Below are 21376 nucleotides of genomic sequence, written 5' to 3' on the forward strand. Positions count from 1 at the left end.
ATGGAAGACCCATTGGAAGAATTAAATATGCGCTGATTTAATTCCGCCAACGGGTCTATTCAAAATTAATTTTACATATATGAGTAATTCACAAATAAGTTCGTACCTACAGATGCTAGAGCTCTGTTTGTACAATAGAAAAGCGAGTCCTTAGTATTGCAATCAGCAGGTCTTATCCATTTGCCTTTCAATATGCGCCACAAAGTTTCGGCTGGATTAAGTTCCGGAGAGTATGGTGGAAGATAGAAAAGGAATAATCCTCTATCCTCCCATATTTTTCTAATTTCCTTTATCTTCCGATTTCTATGGACAGAAGCATTGTCAAGGACAACTACCGTTTTCTTCTTTACCTCAAAGGAGAATCTGTCAAGCTAATCCACAAGCCTGTCTGCATTAATGGATTCTTGTGTTGTAAAGCCTTTATATTGATTTCTTCTGGTAATCATGCCAAAGATATTAAGTCTTGTGGTTTTCTCGGATGGAATATAGATATTCTCATTTTTGAACTGCCATCCGTAAGGTACATAACCATCGGTACATACATGACTTTCATCAGCATAATAAAGTTCTATTTTACCTTTGGAATCAAGGCTTTCAAGTTCTTGCAACTTCTCTTTCTTGTATGTGTAGAGTTGCGGTGAGGGTATGCCCCTTGGGCGTTTTCTTATTCGCCTATATCTTGCACCAATGCTCCTAAAAAACGTTTGAAGGTAATGTCACTGGCTTTTTTACCAGAAGCTTTTTCCCAGGCTTCGCGTGCTTTTGATACACTTTGACGGTCCTCCTCTATAGCTTTACGGACTGCTTCCTCATCGGAACAATCCATTATAGGTTTACGACCTTGGCCGGGACGTGTTTCCAAGCCTTTGATACCATTTTCTTTATAACGTTTTATCCATGCGTATACTGTTGGTATTGTCACATCGAATATTTCAGCTATTTCTGAAGCTGATTTTCCTGAGGACTTCAACAATATGGATTTACATCTGATACGATAGTTATGAGTAAGGCCATTATAATAGCCTTTCTCTAGTTTGAGGCGATCAGCCTCGCTTAATTCAAGCACTTTTATATGTTTCATGATTCAAAGTCTAAAATATCATGAGACAATATTAATATTTTATGCTGAATATAAAAATATTTTAGATCACTTACTTATATATAGTTTATTATTAATGCGAATCAGTAGTTGATAATCAACTACTGATTCGCATTAATAAATAATATGGAAACTTTAAAACGCATGCCGTTCAAGGCACGAAAAGCTGTCTTCGAGAAATTGGAAGATATCGCTGATGTGGCTTCTATGTCTCCGGAAGACAGGGAGCGATACGACAATAGCGTCAAAGTGTACCGAGATTATTTGGTGACAATGGATGCAGCTGAACAAAAAGGTGCACAAGAAACCCAGCTGAAAATAGCCCGGAACATGAAAGCCAAAGGGATAGACAATGAGTCTATCGCCGAATGTACCGATTTACCTTTAAGCATAATCGAAGGATTATAAAGTAATCGGATTCATAAAGGCACTATCTTGTAACCAACCGTTTACGAACGAAGAAAATAAAAAGAGGTGAGCTCCCTTTGCAGGGTAGTCCACCTCTTTCTCTTCATACACAAACATTCAAATTATCAGGTTTCAGGTGTTCGTCAATATAACGGATACCGTCCATCTTAAAAAGCCCCCGCAGAAGCGTATAGTTCAACATACGCTGCACCAGGTACGGGGTGCCTTGCAAGCTGCTCTGGTAGATGACCTCCTGCAAATCCGGTGCAAAACGGTCGGGATCGACTCCGGGAAGCAGATAACCGCAAATCTTACAATGCGTCAAGACATCAATCAACTGCTGCAACCAGAAAGCCTCCTCCCGCTCGAAAGCAGCACGGTATTCCTTGTCGGCAGCAATATCCATCAGCAACTTCTTCCCCAGCAAATGAAGCAGGGTGAGATAGCCATCCACTGTGATAAAAAGTGCCTCCATGCACGAGCTGTCCATCCGTATCTGTTTTTGCTGGATCCGGCTTCTGATTCCGTTGGCAAAATCAGAAAGACAGACACGGAACAGACTCGTTTTGCTGGGAAAGAGCTTGTAGAGTGTCCGCTTCGACATCTTCATTCCCCTGGCTATATCATCCATCGTCAACCCGTCGGCACCATGCTGGTACATTTCCCGCTTGGTGTAGTCGAGTATCCGGCAACGCAGTGTTTCTGGATTCATACATACCTCCCTACATACGGCCGCCACCCAATGCCTGATACAAAGTGATTACGCCCTGGATTTCAGTAAAGCGGTTCGCCACTTGTGACAGTTGCGCGTTGAGCAACGTCTGTTGGGCGGTCAATACTTCCAGATAAGTGGTGTTGCCATGTTTCATCAACAGGCTTGTGCTCTTGGCTGCTGTTTGCAGGGAAGCCACCTGCTTGTTGTAGTAGTCGGCTTTCTCGCGGGCAGTCTGGTACTGCACCAGTGCCTCGTTCACTTCCACGCCTGCGTTCAGCAAGGTCTGTTCGAAACTAAGGCGGGCTTCCTCCTGTTGGGCTTTCGCTATTTTCAGTTGGGCGATGTTCGCTCCTTTATTAAACAAAGGCTGCGTCAGGGAAGCCACGGCGGAGGCCAGGAACTTACCCGGGTTGACAATCATGCTCCCTGCACTGTTGGTCCATCCTGCACTGCCGCTCAACGTGATGGAAGGATAGAAAGCGGCACGTGCGGCATTCGTTGTATAGAAAGCCTGTGCCAACGAAAATTCTGCGCTACGCACGTCAGGACGGTTGGCAAGCATCTGTAAGGGAACACCCACGGAGAAGTTTTCCGGCAACTGTTGATTTCCCAATTTGCCACGCTGTATTTTGTGAGGAGTTTCTGCCAGTAAAAGTGCCAGTGAATTTTCCGCCTGATTGATTTGCTCTTTCAGGTCGAGTACGGTGGTACATATATTGAAGTAGGTAGCCTCCGTCTGCGCCAGTCCGGCCTCATTCACCATCCCGGCCTTTTTCATGGCACGGGTGGCATTTACACTTTCTTTCCAGGCAGCTTCGGTAGCCACAGCTATCTCATACTGCGAATCGAGCATCAGCAAGGTGTAATACGTATTGGCAACGGATGCTACTAACTGCGTCTTGACAGCCTGTTCATATTCCTTGCTCTGTTCGTAAGCAGCTTTCGCACGACGCTTTGCTGTTGTCACCTTTCCAAAAATATCCAGTTCCCACGAAGCAGTCACGGGCAGCGAATAAGTTTGTGTAGCCTTTCCACGGTCGAAGCTGCTGACAGCTCCTTCCGGTGCCAGAAACAAAGAAGGCAGATAAGACAGTTTGGACGTCAACAGCGTGGCTTCCGCTTCTTTCACACGCAAATGGGCAGTTTGCATATCGGTGTTGCGCAAGAGTGCCGAGTCCACCAAATTCTGCAGATAAGGGTCGGTAAAGACCTCCCGCCACGAGAGGTTACCGAAGTTTGCCGTATCGGTGGCAGCAACAGATTCGCTGCCGTAAAGTCCTTCGGGAACTTCCGATACCGGTTTGTATTTATTGTAGATACCGCAACTACTCAATATAAGCGTTGCTGCGGACAGAATGATTATTTTTCTCATTAGTTCTTATTTTAATTCAGGTCTAAAACCTTTAATCATCAATTATTCTTTTCCAGCTTTAGATTTTTCTTCCTCGCTCACTTTGATTTCTTCTTCAATCTGCCAGTCATGCGTCGGGACGCTCTGCACGGGACGCAAACGTTCCTGCAACCACTGGAAAGCAATAAACAAAGTAGGCACGATGAAGAGCAACGCCAACGTACCGATGGTCATACCACCTACTACACCCGTACCCAATGAACGGTTACCGTTGGCTCCCACTCCACTTGACATCATCAACGGGAACAGACCGAAAATCATCGTCAATGCCGTCATCAGAATCGGACGCAGACGGGCTTTAGCCGCACTGACCGCAGAAGCAATCAGCCCCATACCTGCTTTACGACGTTCGGCAGCATATTCCGTCAGCAAAATAGCCGTCTTCGCCAGCAGACCGATCAACATAATCAAACCTGTTTGCAGATAAATATTATTCTCCAGTCCGAACATCCAGGCGAAAAGGAAGCTACCCATCAATCCGCAAGGCACACTCAAAAGCACAGCGAACGGAATAATGAAGCTCTCATAAAGCGCACTCAAAATAAGGTAAATCATCAGGAAGCAGATACCGAAAATAATGATCGTCGTACCGCTCTGCTGGTTTTCCTCACGGGTGATACCTCCGTAATCATAGCCATAGCCTTTCGGAAGAGACTGTTCGGCAGTTTCCTGCACAGCCTTGATGGCGTCTCCCGTACTATATCCGTCGGCCGGCATCGCATTTACCGCAATGGAGTTATACATATTGAAACGGCTCAACGATTCCGCACCGTAGCTACGGGTCAGCGTAACGAACTGGCTCAATGGCGCCATCTCTCCATTCGACATACGCACAAAAGCATTATCGAGGGAAGTTTCGTCCAAACGGAACACCGGATCGGCCTGAATCATGACACGGTACACTTTAGAGAAACGGTTGAAATTGGACACATACTGTCCACCGTAATAACCGGACAGCGTACTCAATACAGCGTCGGGCGTGATACCTGCACGCTTACATTTAGCTGCATCCACCTCTACCGTCCACTGCGGATAGCGAACGTCGAACGTCGAATAAGCCATCGATATTTCAGGCCGCTGGTTCAAAGCTCCCAAGTATTGCTGGGTGGTGGTAAAGAACTCGTTCATATCACCGCCCATCTTATCCTGCATGTGGAGTTCGAGCGCATTACCCATACCGTAACCCGGAATCATACCCGGAGAGATGGCGAACACACTGGCATCCTTGATATCAGCCGTACGCGCATATACCTGACCGATCACCGACTGCACATTGTCCTCATCACCCGGACGTTCGTCCCACGGTTTCAGTTTGAGAATCAACATACCGAACGAACTACCCTGTCCTGCCAACAATCCGTAACCGGCCACTTTCTGCACGTGTTTCAGTTGAGGTATTTCTATCAGGCGTTTTTCGATACGTTCCATCACCTTATCCGTCGTTGTCAGCGAACTGCCTGCCGCCGTACTTACATTCACGAAAATAACACCCTGATCTTCGTCGGGTACCAGACTGGTCTTCGTGTTATTCATCAGTAACACAAGCAATACCACGGAACAAGCCAGCAACGACCATGTCAACCATCTGCGCTTGATAAAGAACAATACAATCGTCTTATATTTATCCACCATCACATCGAAAGCCGAATTGAAAGCCTTACGGAAGCGTGCCGCAAAGTTGTTCTTCTGCGTTCCGTCTTCATTAATATAAGGTTTCAGCAGCAGTGCACACAAAGCCGGACTCAAAGTCAACGCGTTAATAGCGGAGATACCTACCGCAACCGCCATCGTCAAACCGAACTGGGTATAGAACGTACCGGAAGTGCCGCCCATGAAGGACACCGGAATGAACACCGCCATAAATACCAGCGAAGAGGTGATAACGGCATTACTGATTCCTTTCATAGCGTCGATACTTGCCATATATGACGACCTGTAGCCCACATCGAACCGCGCCTGCACCGCCTCGACGACAATAATGGCATCATCCACCACCGTACCGATAACGAGCACTAGCGCAAACAGGGTCAGCAGGTTGATACTGAATCCGGCTATCGCCATGAAAGCAAACGTACCCACCAGGGAAACCACAATTCCGACCAGCGGAATCAATGTAGAACGGAAGTCCTGCAAGAAGACGTACACCACAAGGATAACCAGAATGATAGCCTCGATCAACGTTTTCACCACCTCATGAATGGAAGCGAACAGGAAGTCGTTGGAGCTCATCATCTGCGTCAGTTCCACGCCTTTCGGAAGGTCTTTGCTTGCCTCTTCGAGGAGTTTGTCGATATTCTGGTTTACTTCGGTCGCATTGGAACCTGCCGTCTGGAACACCATACAGGATACACCCGGATGACCGTCCATACCACCGTGGTAAGCGTAGCTGTCCTGTCCCAGTTGGATATCGGCAACGTCTTTCAGTTTCAAGACTTCGCCATTGTCGGTGGAACGGATGACGATATCCCCGAATTCTTCGGGAGTAATGAGACGTCCGGTGTACTTCATCGTATACTGATAAGTCTCATCGGAATTTTCACCGAACGAACCGGTAGCCGATTCGATATTCTGCTCGGCAAGCACACCGGTGATATCGGACGGAATCAGTTTGTACTGTGCCATCACGTCCGGTTTCATCCATACACGCATACTATATTCACCGCCCATAATCATCAGGTCGCCCACACCGGAGATACGAAGAATCTGCGGTTTCAGGTTGATGCTGATATAGTTGGACAGGAAGTTCTCGTCGTAACTGTCGTCCGGACTATACAATGAGAACATCTGCAGAATACTCGTCTGACGCTTGGAAGTGGTCACACCGACCTGGGTTACCTCCGCCGGAAGTTGTCCCGTAGCACGTGATACACGGTTCTGCACGTTGACAGCCGCCATATCGGGGTCTGTGCCCTGCTTAAAATAGACGGTGATGCTCACCGAACCGGAATTGGTGGCGGAGGAAGTCATGTAGGTCATGTCTTCCACTCCGTTGATCGCCTCTTCCAAAGGCGCAATAACACTCTTCTGCAATGTTTCCGCACTGGCGCCATAATAGGTGGTACTCACCATAATGGTAGGCGGAGCAATATCGGGATACTGCTCAACGGGCAAGCTGAACAGCCCGATGATACCCACTACGACAATCGTGATAGAGATGACTGCCGATAATACGGGGCGTTCTATAAAGGTTCTTAAATTCATGAATGATTCCTCCTTGGTTTAATTTTCAGTAGTAGTTGCCGGAGACTTCGTTGTTGTCTCTGTTGATGAGGATTGATTAGCATTTGTCACTCCTGCCACTGGAGATTGAGCAGCCTTCGCCTTGACCGGAGTGCCTTCACGAAGCAAACCTACTCCTTCTGCCACGATCACATCTCCCGGTGCCAATCCTTCATCTACAATAAATTCCCGACCGCCATTGACACGGGTCACTTGTACCTGGCTGGATTGAGCCTTGCCGTCCACTACCTTATAGACATATCTCTTATCTTGTATTTCGAAAGTGGCAGCCTGTGGAATGGTCAGCGCAGCTGTTTTTTGAACAGGAACAATCACATTACCCGCACCACCGCTATGCAGCAATCCTTCCTTGTTCGGGAAAACTGCACGCAGGCTGACCGTACCCGTCGAACGGTCGATCACTCCGCTGATAGATTCAATCTGTCCCCGTTCGGAGTAGGCTGACTTATCGTTCAGTTGCAGGTCGATGGCAGGCATATTTTTCAATGCTTCCTCTTTAGAACCGTATTGGCGGATCAGTCCCAGTAATTGGTTTTCCGTCATGGAGAAGTAGACGTACATATCCGAATTGTCGGAAACGGTAGTCAACGGCTGGGCAAGAGCGGAACTAACCAAAGCTCCTACACGGTAAGGCAACGTGCCTACCACTCCGTCGGCCGGACTTTTCACAACCGTATAAGAAAGATTATTGCGGGCACTCACTTCCTGCGCCTTGGCCTGTGCCAACTGTGCTTTGGCAGCCAACAGGGAGTTTTTTGCCGTACTCAAATCGAAAGAGGAAATTACGTTCTCTTTATACAGTTCCTCTTTACTGTCATACGTCAGTTGCGCTGTAGCCAGAGAGGCCTTGGCCGATTCAACGTTTGCCACTGCCGTCTGCAAAGCAGCTTCATACGGCACTTGGTCGATGATGAACAATGTCTGTCCGTTCTTTACACGCTGCCCTTCCGTTACGCATACTTTAGTCAGCGTACCACTTACCTGGGGGTAAATATCAATATCCTGACGTCCGCGGATGGTCGCCGAGTAGGCGCTTGAAATCATCCGGTCGGCCGGAGAAACGGTCATCACTTCATATTCTGTTTCCATTTGTGCCGGAGGAGCTTGTTTGCAGCCCGTAGCAGCTACCATACAGCAGAGCAACAATAGCCCTTGCTTCACTTTACATACCTTTTTACTCATTTTCTGTTACCTATTTAACTATTTTTGAACGCGGCAAAGGTAGGCTGTTTTCTTCATAGAAAACTGGACATAGTGTATTCAGTTTTGTTCATTTTAGGAACATTAAAACCGATATTTAGTGAAAAAGTCCTATTTTTGTACCCAAAATAAGAAGAACAATGGAACAAAAAAACTCTAGCCTAGCCATACTTCATGAACCGTTCGTTGCCGGAATGGACGAAAACCTGTCTCCAATTATGCAACGCCTGTGGAAACTGGAAGGGGGTGCCATCTATTTTTGCAGAAGCGGATGGGCACACGTCACAATCGACCTGAAAGACTATGAAATAGTAGAAAACACTCAAATCGTGCTCTTGCCGGGAACGATTATCCGCATCAATGGCAACAGCAGCGATTTCACAGCTTCTTTCTTCGGATTTCCCAAAGAAATGTTTCGCGAAGCCTGCCTCCGTTTCGAGCCGATCTTCTTCCGGTTCATCAAAGAAAAACCGTGCTATACACTCAAGGATGAAAGCACAGGAGCAATCAACGGGTTAATGCGTGCCACAACAGCTATATACAACGATCGTGAAAACCGTTTCCGCAACCAGATCGCCAAAAATCATCTCCAGTCGTTTATGCTGGATATTTATGATAAGTGTTACCGCTACTTCGACCGACAGGAAATCGAAGGAGGAAGCCGGCAGGATGAAATCTTTAAGAATTTCATCGCACTGGTACATGAAAACTGTATCTCACAACGGGAAGTGACTTTCTACGCCAGCAAACTGTGTATCTCCACCAAATACCTGACAGGTATCTGCAAAAGCGTGACGGGCGAGGCTGCCAAAAAGATTATCGACGACTTTGCCATCCTGGAGATAAAAGTGTTGCTTCAATCCACCGGACTGACGATTCAGGAAATAGCCGACCGACTTGGTTTTCCCGATCAGTCGTATTTAGGAAGGTACTTCAAACGGCACGAGGGGATGTCGCCGAAAGAGTATCAGAGTAAGTATTCTATCTAATCAAGTAAAATAATCTTTTATTATTAGATTATTAGGCACGGATTACACGGTTTTAGTTAATAAAAGAACCGCGTAATCCGTGCCTCCATTTATTTTATTAATTTGTATTTATCGCACAACACAGATTGTTAACAGATCTGTAATACTATCTTAATCTGCCTTGCATTCCTTTGCACCGTGAAACAAAAACACGGGTGTGAATAACTTTATTGCATTTAATAAATTAAAAGAAGCAAGGTAAAAGATTATGAAAAGAAACAAATGGCTGCTTTCTCTGTCAATTGGGCTCTTGTGCTGTGGCTCTGCATACGCACAGACAACAGTGAAAGGAAAAATAACGAGTGAAGGTGGGGAACCGTTAATCGGGGCTACCGTAGCTGTGAAAAACTCGACAGACGGCACGGTGACCGACATCGACGGAAACTACTCCCTGAAGACTAAGAAAACATTGACTCAAAAGGATTTGCTTGTATTCAGTTATGTGGGATATAAAACGCTACAGAAGAACTATGCAGGCAATACGATGAACGTAAAACTGGCGGAAGAGTCGCAACAACTGAATGATGTGGTGGTGACTGCCCTGGGGATCAAACGTGAAGAAAAAGGATTGGGATATGCCACGGAAACCGTGAAAGGGGATATGATTACGAGTGCCCTGCCCACCAACTGGTCGACGGCACTGAACGGCAAGGTAGCCGGATTGAGTGTTATCTCTTCCGGTGGTCCGCTTAATTCGAGCCGTATCTCGCTGCGGGGGGATGTCTCGCTGAACCAGAACGGAAACAACGCATTGGTGGTAGTGGACGGTGTACCGATGAGTAGTCCGATGACCAATCCGGGTGTTGCCTACGGTGCAGGTTCAAACAGCGAACTTTCCGTGGACTATGGTAACGGATTCTCCGACATCAATCCGGATGATATCGAAAGCATCCAAGTATTAAAAGGGGCCAGTGCGACAGCCTTGTACGGTACGCGTGCAGCCAATGGCGTGATTATGGTGACTACCAAATCGGGAGCGGGTGCACCCAAAGGTATCGGTGTGTCTTACAGCGGTAACTTCAGTATTGACGATGTGATGAGATGGCCCGATTACCAGTATGAATTCGGACAGGGATTGCCGAGCAATATCGGTCCGGCAGGTTCTATCTACGAAGGCCAGCCCTATTACTCTTACGGGAAAGCGGAAGACGGCAGTTACGCAAGCACCAGCGGAACCAGTAGCGCCTACGGAGCACGTTTCGACGCCAACAGGTTGTTCTACCAATATGACCCCGTAACGCAGGGACGCGCTTCTGTTGCCACCCCTTGGGTAGCGTACAAAAACAACCGCAAAGATTTGTTCCAGACAGGATACACCCTGACCAACTCGGTAGCCTTGACCGGAAAATCCGACCGGGGCAGCGTACGGGCGTCCATCACCCACACTAAGAACGAATGGATTCTCCCCAATACAGGTTTCCAGCGTATCACCGCCATGGTTTCCGCCCAACAGCAGATTTCGAGGGCACTGCGCATTAATTTCAAGTCGAGTTATACGTACCGCAAGCTCAACAACACGCCTGCACTGGGATATAACAGTAACTCTATCTCCTACTTCCTTATCTTCCAGAATCCGAATGTCAACCTCGACTGGTTGCGTCCGATGTGGCGTACCGGACAGGAAAATGTGAAACAGCTCCAACCGTACAGTTCCTTTATCGGAAACCCGTATGTCATTCTGTACGAATCTGAAAATCCTTCGGAGAAACACAGTAATGTATCATCCATTTCTGCCAATCTGCGCATCAACAGTAAATTCGATTTCATGATCCGGTCCGGTATCCAGTTGTCAGCCGACCAACGCGAACAGCATCGTCCTATCAGTGACGTGGTTTTCGGAAACGGGTTTTTCAAGAAGCAGAATGTGTTCGATTATGAATTAAACAGCGATGCTTTATTTACTTACCATGATTCATTCGCCAACGGATTGCGTGTCAACGCTTCGGCAGGTGGAAACATGATGCAACAAAGCTACGATATGTTGGCTGCCTCGGTGGTAGGATTGATTACGCCGGGAGTATACAAACTGGCAAACGGTGTTTCCAACCCGAACGTGCAGACGGTTATCAAAAAGAAAGCGCTGAACAGTCTTTATTTCACGGCCAATTTCTCGTATAAGGATAAACTGTTTCTCGATGTCACCGGGCGCAATGACTGGTCGTCTACCCTGCCGAAAAGCAACCGTTCTTTCTTCTATCCGTCGGTCAGCGTCAGTGCAGTAATGAACGAGTGGTTCACGTTGCCGGAACAGATCAGTCTGTTGAAAGTGAGAGGTTCGCTGGCACAGGTCGGCAACGACACAGACCCTTACAAGACATCGCCCTATTATGGCACGAGCGATTTCCCCGGATCGGCCATCGTATCTTCTACGCTCTATAATCAGGATTTCAAACCGGAGATTTCGACCAATTACGAAACGGGATTCGACTTCCGCATGTTTCACAACCGCATCGGACTCGATTTCACATTCTATTATAACCGCACCAAAAACCAGATTCTGGATGCTCCGATGGACCCGACCACAGGTTACAGCAAAGCTACCATCAATTCGGGATGCGTCCGCAACCGCGGTTACGAAATCCAGTTGGACGTTACTCCGGTAGTCAGCAGGGATTTCCGCTGGAACGCTACTTTCACCTGGTCTAAGAACGAGAACCGGATTCTCTCACTGGCGGAAGGGGCGGATGAGAACCAGTTAATCAGCAGTATCGGTAGTGTGTCTATCATCGGACGTGTGGGTGGAACTACGGGCGATCTCTGGGGATATAAACTGGTACGCGACCCGGAAGGAAATGTGGTCATCAACGACAACGGATTGCCCGAACGTTCGGGAGAGATCGAATACGTCGGCACGGCCTATCCGAAATGGAAAGCCGGACTGTACAATGAATTTTCTTACAAGAACTTCACGCTTAGCGTCCTGCTCGACGGACAAGTGGGAGGTAAAATGTACTCGCACTCGCACCACAAAATGACGGAACAGGGAAAACTGCAACATACCCTGAACGGACGTCTGCCGGGAACGGAATTTTATATGTCGAAAGACGACCCGCGCATCGCTGCGGCCGGACTTTCACCACAAGACGGGATGTACATGATTGCTCCGGGAACAGTGAAGAACGATGACGGAACTTACTCGCCAAACACCAAAGTGGTGACCGTGGAAAGTTATTATAAGGAATATTACCGGATGGCCAATGTGGAAACTAACACGTTCGACACTTCATTCCTCAAGTTGCGCGAAATGAGACTGGAGTACAAGTTGCCGAACAGCACACTGAAGAAAACACCGTTCAGCAAAGCATCGGTGGCACTCTACGCACGCAACCTGTTCTGTATCACCGACTATCCTCTGTTCGACCCCGAATCTGCCGCCCTCAACGGAAGTTCGATGGTGACCGGTGTGGAGACGGGCTCACTGCCTACGGCACGTACTTTCGGACTGAATATTAACGTATCTTTTTAAACACTGACTTATGAAAACCAATAAACTTTTCAAAAATATAGTATGGGGAATGACTTTGTGCGGAACTCTCTGCACGACTTCCTGCACCAGCTTCGACGAACTCAATACAGACCCCACCCGCATGGATGAGGTGAATCCCGGCACGCTGCTCAACCCGATTTTATACGAAACATCGGTCTACAACTGGAAACGCTACAACAGCTATACCTACGACCTGATGCAATGTGCCGTATCTACCAGCAGCACCAACGGTGTGGGATGGTGGTATATGACGGACAGCGAAGGAGACGGCACATGGACTACTTATTATAAATGGATCAACAACGCCAAAGAGATGATGCGCCTCACCGGAAAATTGCCGGAAGCCTCCAAACAACCCAACTACGATGCTATATCGCTGACTTTGCAATGTTGGCTATACCAGATTCTGACGGATGCCTTCGGTGATATTCCGATGAGCGAAGCCTGCTCCGCCGACGAGGGAATACTTGCACCGAAGTTCGACACCCAGCAGCAGGTGTACCAACAGATTATCGACAATCTGAAAACAGCTAACGAGTTGTTCGACAAGGCTAACGGGTTGATCTACAACCAATCGGGCGAAATGTTGTACAAGACGTCCAAAGGGGATGCAACCGGTATTTTGAAATGGAAGAAGTTCTGCAACTCGCTCCGTCTGCGTGCACTGCTCCGGGTGATCGACGTGCCGGAATTCAACGCGAAGCAGGAGCTGCGTACCATGCTGACCGATCCCGCCACTTACCCGGTATTCGAATCGAACGATGATGCTGCCCTGCTTGCCATCAGCGGAACTTATCCGGAGGAAGCTCCGCTCACCCGTCCACAGGATTTCACTTCTTATGTTCAGATTTCAGAGTTCTTTGTTAATCTGCTGAAAGGTTGGAACGATCCCCGTCTGCAGGTGTATGCAACACAGGTCACTCTCCCCGACCAGACTAAAGATTATGTGGGTTTGCCCAGCGGTTATCAGACGTTGCCTTCAATCACTGCTTCGGGACTGAATCAGGAAATGGCGAAGGCACCTATGAAACTTGCCATGATGCCTTATGCCGAAGTGGAATTCATCAAAGCGGAATTACTGAAAAAAGGAGTGATCGACGGAGGAAATAGCGCTGCCAAAGAGGCTTATCAGAAGGGAGTGCAGGCGGCTATCGAACAGTGGGGACAGAAAATACCTGACCATTATTTTGAAAATCCGGAAGCTGCTTATGATGATACGCTGGAACGAATCATGAACCAGAAGTTTGTCGCACTGTTCTTCTGCGATTATCAGCAGTGGTTTGAATATAACCGTACCGGTTTTCCTGTGTTACCTGTGGGGCCCGGCATCGCAAATGCTAATAACAAAATGCCGAAACGCTTTAAATATCCATCTGCTCTGCAGCGTACTAATCTGAAAAATTATCAGGCGGCTAAAGCGAACATGGGAGGCGATGACTTCCATATCCGACTGATGTGGCAGCAATAAATGAATGTGTCGGTCACCAAGATTGCGGCAATAATTATCATTTCAATCAATCTTTAAAATTCAATGAATATGAAAAGAATAATCAGTATGGCTGTTGTGTTAGTTATAACGATGGCAGCAATGGCGCAAAAAGGAGAGCTCGCCATGAACGAGAATATCTCCGGAAAAGACCATATTTCCAAAAACGAAAAAAAAGCTACTCCCGTAGGCAAAAAGCCGAAAGCGGCGTTTATATTCGACGTGTATGGAGAAATCCCGACTACCAAACCAGTGTTTGAAGCGGAACATTATCTGGGGAGTGACATTACCGGAAAATGGAATACTTTCATCCAGAATTATACGCATGAGTATGATGTAACAATCGGATTTACGGATTCTTCGGTCGAAATTTTGAAGCCTTCTATTTACAAGGCGGTTAATAAGGTGAATAAATATTATAAGAAGGCATTGAAGAAAGAAGAGGTGAGCCGGGAAGTTGCTACATTCAACATGGGTCATATTCTGGATTGCGCCAATGTGATGTGTTTCGATGATAACAGCAAGTCTTTTGAGGAGGCTCTCAAGTCGGCAGATGAACCGGAAGAAATTATCGCATTATTCAATCAGGTTACTTTAAGAAAGTTATAAGCAATGAAAAAGATCAATTTTAGAAAAACGCTGTTTGCAGCGGTTTTGCTTTTCCAGCTGAACGCTATTGCCGCCTTTGGTCAGACGGTGGTGAAAGGTAGTGTGAAAGATAATACAGGTAAACCCATCAGCGGTGTAGTGGTGACAGACGGGGCACATTTCAATACGACTGATGCAGAAGGAAATTATGTTCTGAACACTGATCCGACACGTTATCCAATGGTTTACATCTCTACTCCGGCAGCGTATGAGCTTCCTTCCAAAGAGGGGGTAGCCGATGGTTTCTATCAATATCTGGATGCCGGGAAAAGCGAGAACCAATGTGACTTCGTATTGACTAAACGGCAGAAACCGGTGGATGAATTTGTCTACATCGTCCTTTCCGACCCGCAAGTGAGAAACGAAAAGCAACTGGACCGCTTCCGCACGGAAACAGTGCCCGACCTGAAACAGACTGCCGACTCACTAAAGAACTTCGAAATCGTCGGCATGGGACTGGGGGATCTGGTGTGGGATGCCATGAACCTGTACGCTCCTTACCGTCAAGCGGTGTCCAACTTGGGAATGACGATGTTCCAACTGATGGGAAACCACGACTTCAACCTGCTCTACAAATCCATAACGCAGACGGATCATCCGGCGGACGGTTATGGGGAACAGAATTATTATCAGTCATTCGGCCCGGCCAACTATTCATTCAATATCGGTAAAGTTCATGTGATAGCAATGAAGGATATTGATTACGACGGCAACAAGAAATACACGGAACGCTTCACGCCGGAAGATTTGGACTGGTTGAGAAAAGATTTAAGTTATGTGCCTAAAGGAAATATCGTGTTCCTGAACGTTCACGCTCCAGTAGCTAATAACACGGTAGCTGCGGGGGGAAATGCGCGCAACGCCAATGCGCTTTTCCAACTGTTGAGGCCTTACCAAGTACATATTTTCTCCGGACACACGCACTTTTATGAAAATCAGTTGCCCGCCCCTACCATTTACGAACATAATATCGGAGCGGCCTGCGGCGCATGGTGGGCAGGACACGTGAATCGTTGCGGAGCACCAAACGGTTATCTGGTGGTACAAGTGAAAGGTGATGATGTGAAATGGCGTTACAAGGCAACAGGGTGTTCTCCTGACTATCAGTTCCGGCTTTACCAACCGGGAGAGTTTGAAAGCCAGAAAGACTATGTGGTAGCCAATATCTGGGATTGGGACTGGACGTATACGGTAAACTGGTACGAGGATGGAGTGTTGAAAGGTGCTATGCAGGCTTTTGACGATGAGGATCAGGATTATATCAATATGGTAAAGGGAAAGAAAACGGGTTATCGCACACGTCATCTTTTCCGTGCACAGCCTTCCAAAGATGCAAAATCTGTCAAGGTGGTGGTTAAAAACCGTTTTGGGGAGATATTCACGGAAGAGATAAAACTGTAGTTTTATTTCAGTCTGTTTATACTGGTAGTAATTATACTAAGATTATACCGGTAGTAAATTAGAAAGTGTGTTAAAACGCAGATTAACGCAAATTATCGCAGATTATTTCAATTATATTGAAATATCAATCAACGACTTATAAAATTATTTCTGCGATAATTTGCGTTAATCTGCGTTTTATTATTCATTATGTCACACCTTCTTTTTGAGACAATCTCAATTTAACGGAAAATCCGGCACATTGCTACTTTCATCGGTACTTTCCTCATCGCCCATAGTGCACAAAGCAGGGAACAGATGGCGCAGACCACAAATGTAACTCCGGTAGATACAAGGATATTTCCCAAGCCGACCAACGGAGAAACAATACCTCCGGAAGCAAAACAGAGTGCTCCCAACAGGGCGGAAGCTGCTCCGGCGTAACGGCGTTCGCTATCCATCGCCAAGGTGGTGGAGGAAGTAAAGGTCAGTCCCATTGTGAAAAGTAATGCGAACATCAGCAGTTCATAGGTCCAAAAGCCGCATCCGTTATACAAGGCAATCATCACACAGACGGACAGACACAACATACCGATGCATCCGGTCAGCGTCCCAGTTTCAGGTTGGCGGAATTTCACGGAGATAGCTGCTGCCACCCCGATAGCTACCGCATTCACCGCGAAGCAGATACTAAATGCAAAGGGGGAAAATCCGTAATGTTGTTGCACAATAAAAGGTGAGGAAGCTATGTAAGCAAAGAGGATGCCTTGTGCAAACGCCAGTTGCAGAACATAGAGCATGTAACGGGGGTTATGAACGATTGCACCGAAGTTACGGAAAGTAGAAACGATTCCCGTCTTCGAGCGTTTCTCTACGGGAAGTGATTCTTTAAAACGGATGCAGCCTATCCACAGCAGTACGCCAATAAACAGCAATATCACAAAAATCCCTTTCCATCCGATCGTCCCGGTCACCAACCCTCCGATTACCGGAGCTGCCACGGGAGCCACTCCATTAATCGCACCGATCACGGCCAGCATCTTGGCCAGTTCCTTCCCCGAAAACTTATCCGTAGCCACCGAACGGGATATGACAATACCGCCTGCTCCTCCGATTCCCTGTATCAACCTCAAGGTGATAAACGAATAAATGTCCGGTGCAAAAAGACAGAATACGGTAGACACGATGAACAGTATCATCGAGACGAGCAACAACGGACGCCTACCGTATTTATCACTCAATGGTCCGAAAAAGATTTGTCCCAATGCCAAACCTATCATACTGGTGGTAAGCCCCAATTGCACCATCGACGAGTGGGTAGAAAAATAGTCTGCCATGGCTGGCAGACTAGGCAAATACATATCCGTCACAAAAGGTCCGAACGCTGACAACATACCGAGCAAAATCAGCAAAAATACCTTTGAGTTCTCCTTATTTATTATTGCAGTCATAAACTATTGATTAAAATTCGACTGCAAAGGTATAGGTTTTCTTTTATTTACTTATAGGCTTAATCAGAACAAAAAAGGAGCTTTTCAGAACAATTTTTCTTATTTAGTCGTATAGCTTCACCTTACGGTACATATTATATCGCATCTTTACTTCAGGAGTGGTTGTACTTCTTTCTATTCTTTCTCCTATTTGATATGCTAGCTGCCATTCGTTAAAAAACATTATATTTGAGCCTATATAGGGTTACAACTTACTTGTTTTTTTTCATAATTTTGCAAACCAAAAATAGAAAAATAGGTATCAAGATGAAACTAAGATATTATCAAATCGCCATTCGTTACAAGAACAAAATGCATGACTTTCACGGTTGGGGTGTAGCAGCGCAGATTTGATAACCCTCCTATTTTCACTACAAAGAATTCACTACAGAGAACGCCAGAGGACACAGCGTTCAAATAATCTTCATTAATTTGTGTCAACTGACATATTTCAAAAGAAAAAAACTCTGTGTTACTCTGTATTATTCCGTGGTGAAGAAAATTCAAAATTCTACTATTAATTAAATTTCTTTTCACTTTATGAGCAAAAAAAGATGGCTCATAGTGCCGCTATGTGCCGTGCTATGCAGTCAGGGACTGTTTGCCCAGACGCTTGACAGGAGAGTGTTGGGCATTGACGAAATGTTCCGTCTGGCAGACGAGAACAGTCAGAGTATTCAAATGTATAAAACCGGAAAGGAAGCAGCCGATGAAGCTTTGAAGGCTGCCAAGTCACAACGTTTGCCGGACATAGGTGCCTCACTCTCATTTAGTTACCTGGGCGACGGATATATATGGGACCGTGACTTCAAAAACGGGCAGAATATCTCTATGCCACACTTCGGCAATAACTTTGCGTTGGAAGCGCAACAAGTGATTTACGCCGGAGGAGCCATCAACAGCAGTATTACTCTGGCTGAACTCGGTCAGCAAATGGCTGCATTGGACTGGCAGAAGAACCGTCAGGAAATCCGCTTTCTCCTGACCGGCTATTACCTGGATTTATACAAGTTGAATAACCAGCTGCAAGTGTTACAGAAGAATCTGGATTTGACGGAACAGGTGATCCGCAACATGGAATCACGCCGCACACAGGGAACGGCCTTAAAAAATGACATCACCCGCTATGAGCTACAGAAAGAGACGCTGAAACTGCAACTGGCAAAGGTGCAGGATACCCGCAAAATAATGAATCATCAACTGGTGACTACCTTACATCTGCCTGCCGGAACAGAGATCGTTCCCGATTCTACCTTGCTGAACGAGGAAGTGACAGCATTAGCCGAAAACGACTGGCAAATGATGGCCAGTCAAAGCAATGTCGGACTGCAACAAGCCCAGCTGGCTATGAAAATGAACGAGCAGAAAGTGAAATTGGAACGCTCGGAACTGCTTCCGAAAATTGCACTTGTGGCCGGTGAACATTTAGATGGTCCTATCACCATCGAAGTCCCGGTGCTCGACAATAACTTCAATTACTGGTATGTGGGGGTCGGTATCAAATACAATCTTTCTTCTTTATTTAAAAACAACAAGAAAGTGCGCCAGACAAAACTGAACGTCCGCAGAGCACAGGAAGAATATTCACTTGCACAGGAACAAATAGAGAACGGTGTACAGGCGAACTACGTCAACTTCCTCACCTCTTTCACAGACCTGCGCACACAGGAGAAAAGCGTGGAACTTGCCGACCAGAACTATAACGTAACCAGCAACCGTTATAAAAACGACCTTGCCTTGCTCACCGATATGCTCGATGCCAGCAATATGAAACTAAGTGCCGACCTCGGTCTGGTCAATGCACGTATTAACTTGATATACAGTTATTATAAAATGAAATATATCACACACACTCTCTAACAGAGAAGTAATGACTTATCAAAAAGAATCTAACTTATAATAGAATCAAATTCTCATCTCTCTTAAAATAGAACAGATTATGATAGCTAGAAAAACCCAGAAGATAATATACAACATTGTAATTATCTGTTTACTTATCGGTGGTGTCACTTATGTTTGTTCCCGGTTTATCCACTTGGGAAATATCGAATATACGGATAATGCGCAGGTGAAACAACATATCACACCGATCAATACCCGTGTACCGGGATTCATCAAGAAAATCTACTTTGACGAGTATCAGCAAGTGCGCAAAGGCGACACGCTTCTTATCATCGAAGATGCGGAATTCCGTCTCCGTGTGGCACAGGCAGAAGCGGATTTGGCGAATGCCACCGCAGGACGCCAGGCCACTACCATCGGTATCGCCACTACGCAAAACAATTTAAGTGTGAGCGACGCAAGTATTGAAGAAGTACGTGTACAGATGGAAAATGCCAAACGTGAACTGAACCGTTTTGAGAAACTGTTGCAGGAAGACGCAGTGACGAAACAGCAATATGACAACGTACATACAGCATACGAAGCTGCCAAAGCCCGTTATGAACAGGTGTCACGGGCTAAAATGTCTACTTCTTTAGTGAAAAGTGAGCAGACTCATCGCCTGGGACAGAATGAAGCAGGTGTCCGCCTGGCAGAAGCTGCGTTGGAACTTGCCCGTCTGAATCTCTCTTATACAGTCATCATTGCTCCGTGTGACGGCACGACAGGAAAGAAAGAAATCCTGGAAGGGCAACTGGTGCAACCGGGACAGACTATGGTTGATATCGTAGACAGCAGTGATTTGTGGGTAATCGCCAATTACCGCGAAACCCAGCTTCCGAATATCAAAGAAGGTGCAGAAGTGGAAATAACCGCAGACGCCGTGCCGAACGTCACATTCAAAGGAGTAGTAGAATCCATCTCCGATGCAACAGGAGCCGCCTTTTCAATGATCCCGCAAGACAACGCCACCGGAAACTTCGTGAAAGTGGAGCAACGTATTCCCGTACGTATCAGTCTGAAAGGAAACAAACCGGAAGATTTGAAACGTATGCGTGCCGGTTTTAACGTGGAATGTGAAGTGAAGTATTAACCGCTTTAACCCTTTATCGTTTTAATCATTGTTTTAATTATCAATTGCTTTAATTCCCAATCGCTTTAATTTTTTAATTTTCAATTCTTATGAGTGCTCCTGTTCTGAACGGTCCTTTTGTTTTGCCGATGTTCCGCAGTTTCGTGCCGCGGAAGATGCAACCGTGGATTTATCTTTTCATAGCCGTCACCTTCCAACTTTCGGGAGGTATCTATTTGGGTGCATTGAATCAGATGATCGGCAGCATGTCACTGATGCGGGAGGATATTTTAATGTGCATGTACGCCAACCTGGCCGGTATGGCGATCTACTTTCCGTTACTGTTCCGCATGAAGTTTCGTTTTACCAATAAGACCCTGCTTACATCGGCCGCACTGGGAGTATTACTCTGCAACCTGATAGCACCGCATATCACCTTTCTCCCTCTATTGTGGTTGGTCTGCTTCATCGAAGGTATGTGCAAAATACAGGGAACTTTCGAGTGTATGTCAAACATTCAGCTGTGGATGACTCCTAAACGGGATTTCACCGTTTTCTTTCCCTGGCTTCATATTGTTATTTTGGGAAGCATCCAGCTATCCGACCTGATTACGACCCGTTTGATGTATCATTATCACTGGACATACATGAACCTGTTCGTTGCCGGTCTGATGCTGATTGTCTTATTGATACAGTTCACTTGTGTGAAGCATTTCCGGTTCATGCGCAAATTTCCTCTGTTTGGTATCGACTGGCTGGGCGGGATACTATGGGCTGCCTTATTAGCGGAAATCGCCTTCCTCTTCAACTACGGAGACTGGTACGACTGGT

At 46.4% G+C, this 21376-nt stretch carries 14 protein-coding genes and 3 pseudogenes; 9 read left to right on the forward strand and 8 right to left on the reverse strand.

The genetic code is table 11. The features are described from left to right. Positions 1-71: 71 nt before the first annotated feature. From ACT8YW_RS14935 to ACT8YW_RS14945, 3 genes and pseudogenes are all read right to left on the reverse strand, one after another. Positions 72-335, reverse strand: a pseudogene (locus ACT8YW_RS14935) (transposase); the annotation flags it as partial. A 36-nt stretch (positions 336-371) separates the two neighbouring features. Then, entirely contained in the window at positions 372-608 is a 237-nt protein-coding gene (locus tag ACT8YW_RS14940; protein ID WP_444105857.1) for a transposase, read from the reverse strand. 56 nt (positions 609-664) lie between these two features. Continuing rightward, on the reverse strand, positions 665-1081 hold the full coding sequence (locus ACT8YW_RS14945; RefSeq protein WP_444105859.1) for a helix-turn-helix domain-containing protein: 417 nt from the start codon (positions 1079-1081) through the stop codon (positions 665-667). Between the two features lie 132 nt (positions 1082-1213). On the opposite strand from ACT8YW_RS14945, the pseudogene ACT8YW_RS14950 reads away from it, so the two are divergent. Beyond that, positions 1214-1507: pseudogene (locus tag ACT8YW_RS14950) on the forward strand (Rpn family recombination-promoting nuclease/putative transposase); the annotation flags it as partial. Positions 1508-1610: 103 nt separating this feature from the next. Here the strand turns inward: ACT8YW_RS14950 and ACT8YW_RS14955 are convergent. The 4 genes from ACT8YW_RS14955 to ACT8YW_RS14970 are packed head-to-tail and all read right to left on the reverse strand — an operon-like array spanning position 1611 to position 8055. Beyond that, positions 1611-2219, reverse strand: a complete 609-nt coding sequence (locus tag ACT8YW_RS14955; RefSeq protein WP_444105861.1) for a TetR/AcrR family transcriptional regulator — start codon at positions 2217-2219, stop codon at positions 1611-1613. A gap of 10 nt (positions 2220-2229) precedes the next feature. Further along, positions 2230-3594 (reverse strand): TolC family protein, encoded by a 1365-nt coding sequence (locus ACT8YW_RS14960; RefSeq protein ID WP_008776336.1) that lies wholly within the window; start codon positions 3592-3594, stop codon positions 2230-2232. A gap of 42 nt (positions 3595-3636) precedes the next feature. Beyond that, positions 3637-6834, reverse strand: coding sequence for an efflux RND transporter permease subunit (locus ACT8YW_RS14965; RefSeq protein ID WP_004306872.1), 3198 nt, complete (start codon positions 6832-6834; stop codon positions 3637-3639). A gap of 18 nt (positions 6835-6852) precedes the next feature. Continuing rightward, positions 6853-8055 carry an efflux RND transporter periplasmic adaptor subunit gene (locus tag ACT8YW_RS14970; RefSeq protein ID WP_118418388.1) on the reverse strand — a complete coding sequence of 401 codons (1203 nt, stop codon included), beginning with the start codon at positions 8053-8055 and terminating at the stop codon, positions 6853-6855. 158 nt (positions 8056-8213) lie between these two features. Here ACT8YW_RS14970 and ACT8YW_RS14975 point away from each other — a divergent pair, with 158 nt between their 5' ends. The 5 genes from ACT8YW_RS14975 to ACT8YW_RS14995 all read left to right on the forward strand — a co-directional run bounded on the left by ACT8YW_RS14975 (position 8214) and on the right by ACT8YW_RS14995 (position 16123). Then, a complete protein-coding gene (locus tag ACT8YW_RS14975; RefSeq protein ID WP_444105864.1) occupies positions 8214-9062 on the forward strand; it encodes a helix-turn-helix domain-containing protein in 849 nt (282 codons plus the stop codon). A 247-nt stretch (positions 9063-9309) separates the two neighbouring features. Further along, the gene (locus ACT8YW_RS14980; RefSeq protein ID WP_217725605.1) at positions 9310-12567 is read left to right on the forward strand and encodes a SusC/RagA family TonB-linked outer membrane protein; all 3258 of its coding nucleotides are present in this window, start codon (positions 9310-9312) and stop codon (positions 12565-12567) included. Between the two features lie 10 nt (positions 12568-12577). Further along, complete coding sequence (locus tag ACT8YW_RS14985; RefSeq protein WP_444105866.1) at positions 12578-14056, forward strand: SusD/RagB family nutrient-binding outer membrane lipoprotein; 1479 nt, start codon at positions 12578-12580, stop codon at positions 14054-14056. Between the two features lie 69 nt (positions 14057-14125). Next, on the forward strand, positions 14126-14683 hold the full coding sequence (locus ACT8YW_RS14990) for a hypothetical protein (RefSeq protein WP_444105868.1): 558 nt from the start codon (positions 14126-14128) through the stop codon (positions 14681-14683). A 3-nt stretch (positions 14684-14686) separates the two neighbouring features. Then, the gene (locus ACT8YW_RS14995) at positions 14687-16123 is read left to right on the forward strand and encodes a calcineurin-like phosphoesterase C-terminal domain-containing protein (RefSeq protein WP_004321760.1); all 1437 of its coding nucleotides are present in this window, start codon (positions 14687-14689) and stop codon (positions 16121-16123) included. 221 nt (positions 16124-16344) lie between these two features. Here the strand turns inward: ACT8YW_RS14995 and ACT8YW_RS15000 are convergent, their stop codons facing one another. After that, a complete protein-coding gene (locus ACT8YW_RS15000; protein ID WP_115484357.1) occupies positions 16345-17553 on the reverse strand; it encodes a multidrug effflux MFS transporter in 1209 nt (402 codons plus the stop codon). A gap of 579 nt (positions 17554-18132) precedes the next feature. On the opposite strand from ACT8YW_RS15000, the gene ACT8YW_RS15005 reads away from it, so the two are divergent. The 3 genes and pseudogenes from ACT8YW_RS15005 to ACT8YW_RS15015 all read left to right on the forward strand — a co-directional run. Next, positions 18133-19452 (forward strand): TolC family protein, encoded by a 1320-nt coding sequence (locus ACT8YW_RS15005; RefSeq protein ID WP_444105870.1) that lies wholly within the window; start codon positions 18133-18135, stop codon positions 19450-19452. A gap of 79 nt (positions 19453-19531) precedes the next feature. Continuing rightward, positions 19532-20566 (forward strand): HlyD family secretion protein, encoded by a 1035-nt coding sequence (locus ACT8YW_RS15010; protein WP_004321762.1) that lies wholly within the window; start codon positions 19532-19534, stop codon positions 20564-20566. An 89-nt stretch (positions 20567-20655) separates the two neighbouring features. Beyond that, positions 20656-21376: pseudogene (locus tag ACT8YW_RS15015) on the forward strand (hypothetical protein); the annotation flags it as partial.

The sequence above is a fragment of the Bacteroides sp. genome (genome assembly GCF_052357945.1).
Taxonomy (GTDB): Bacteria; Bacteroidota; Bacteroidia; order Bacteroidales; family Bacteroidaceae; genus Bacteroides.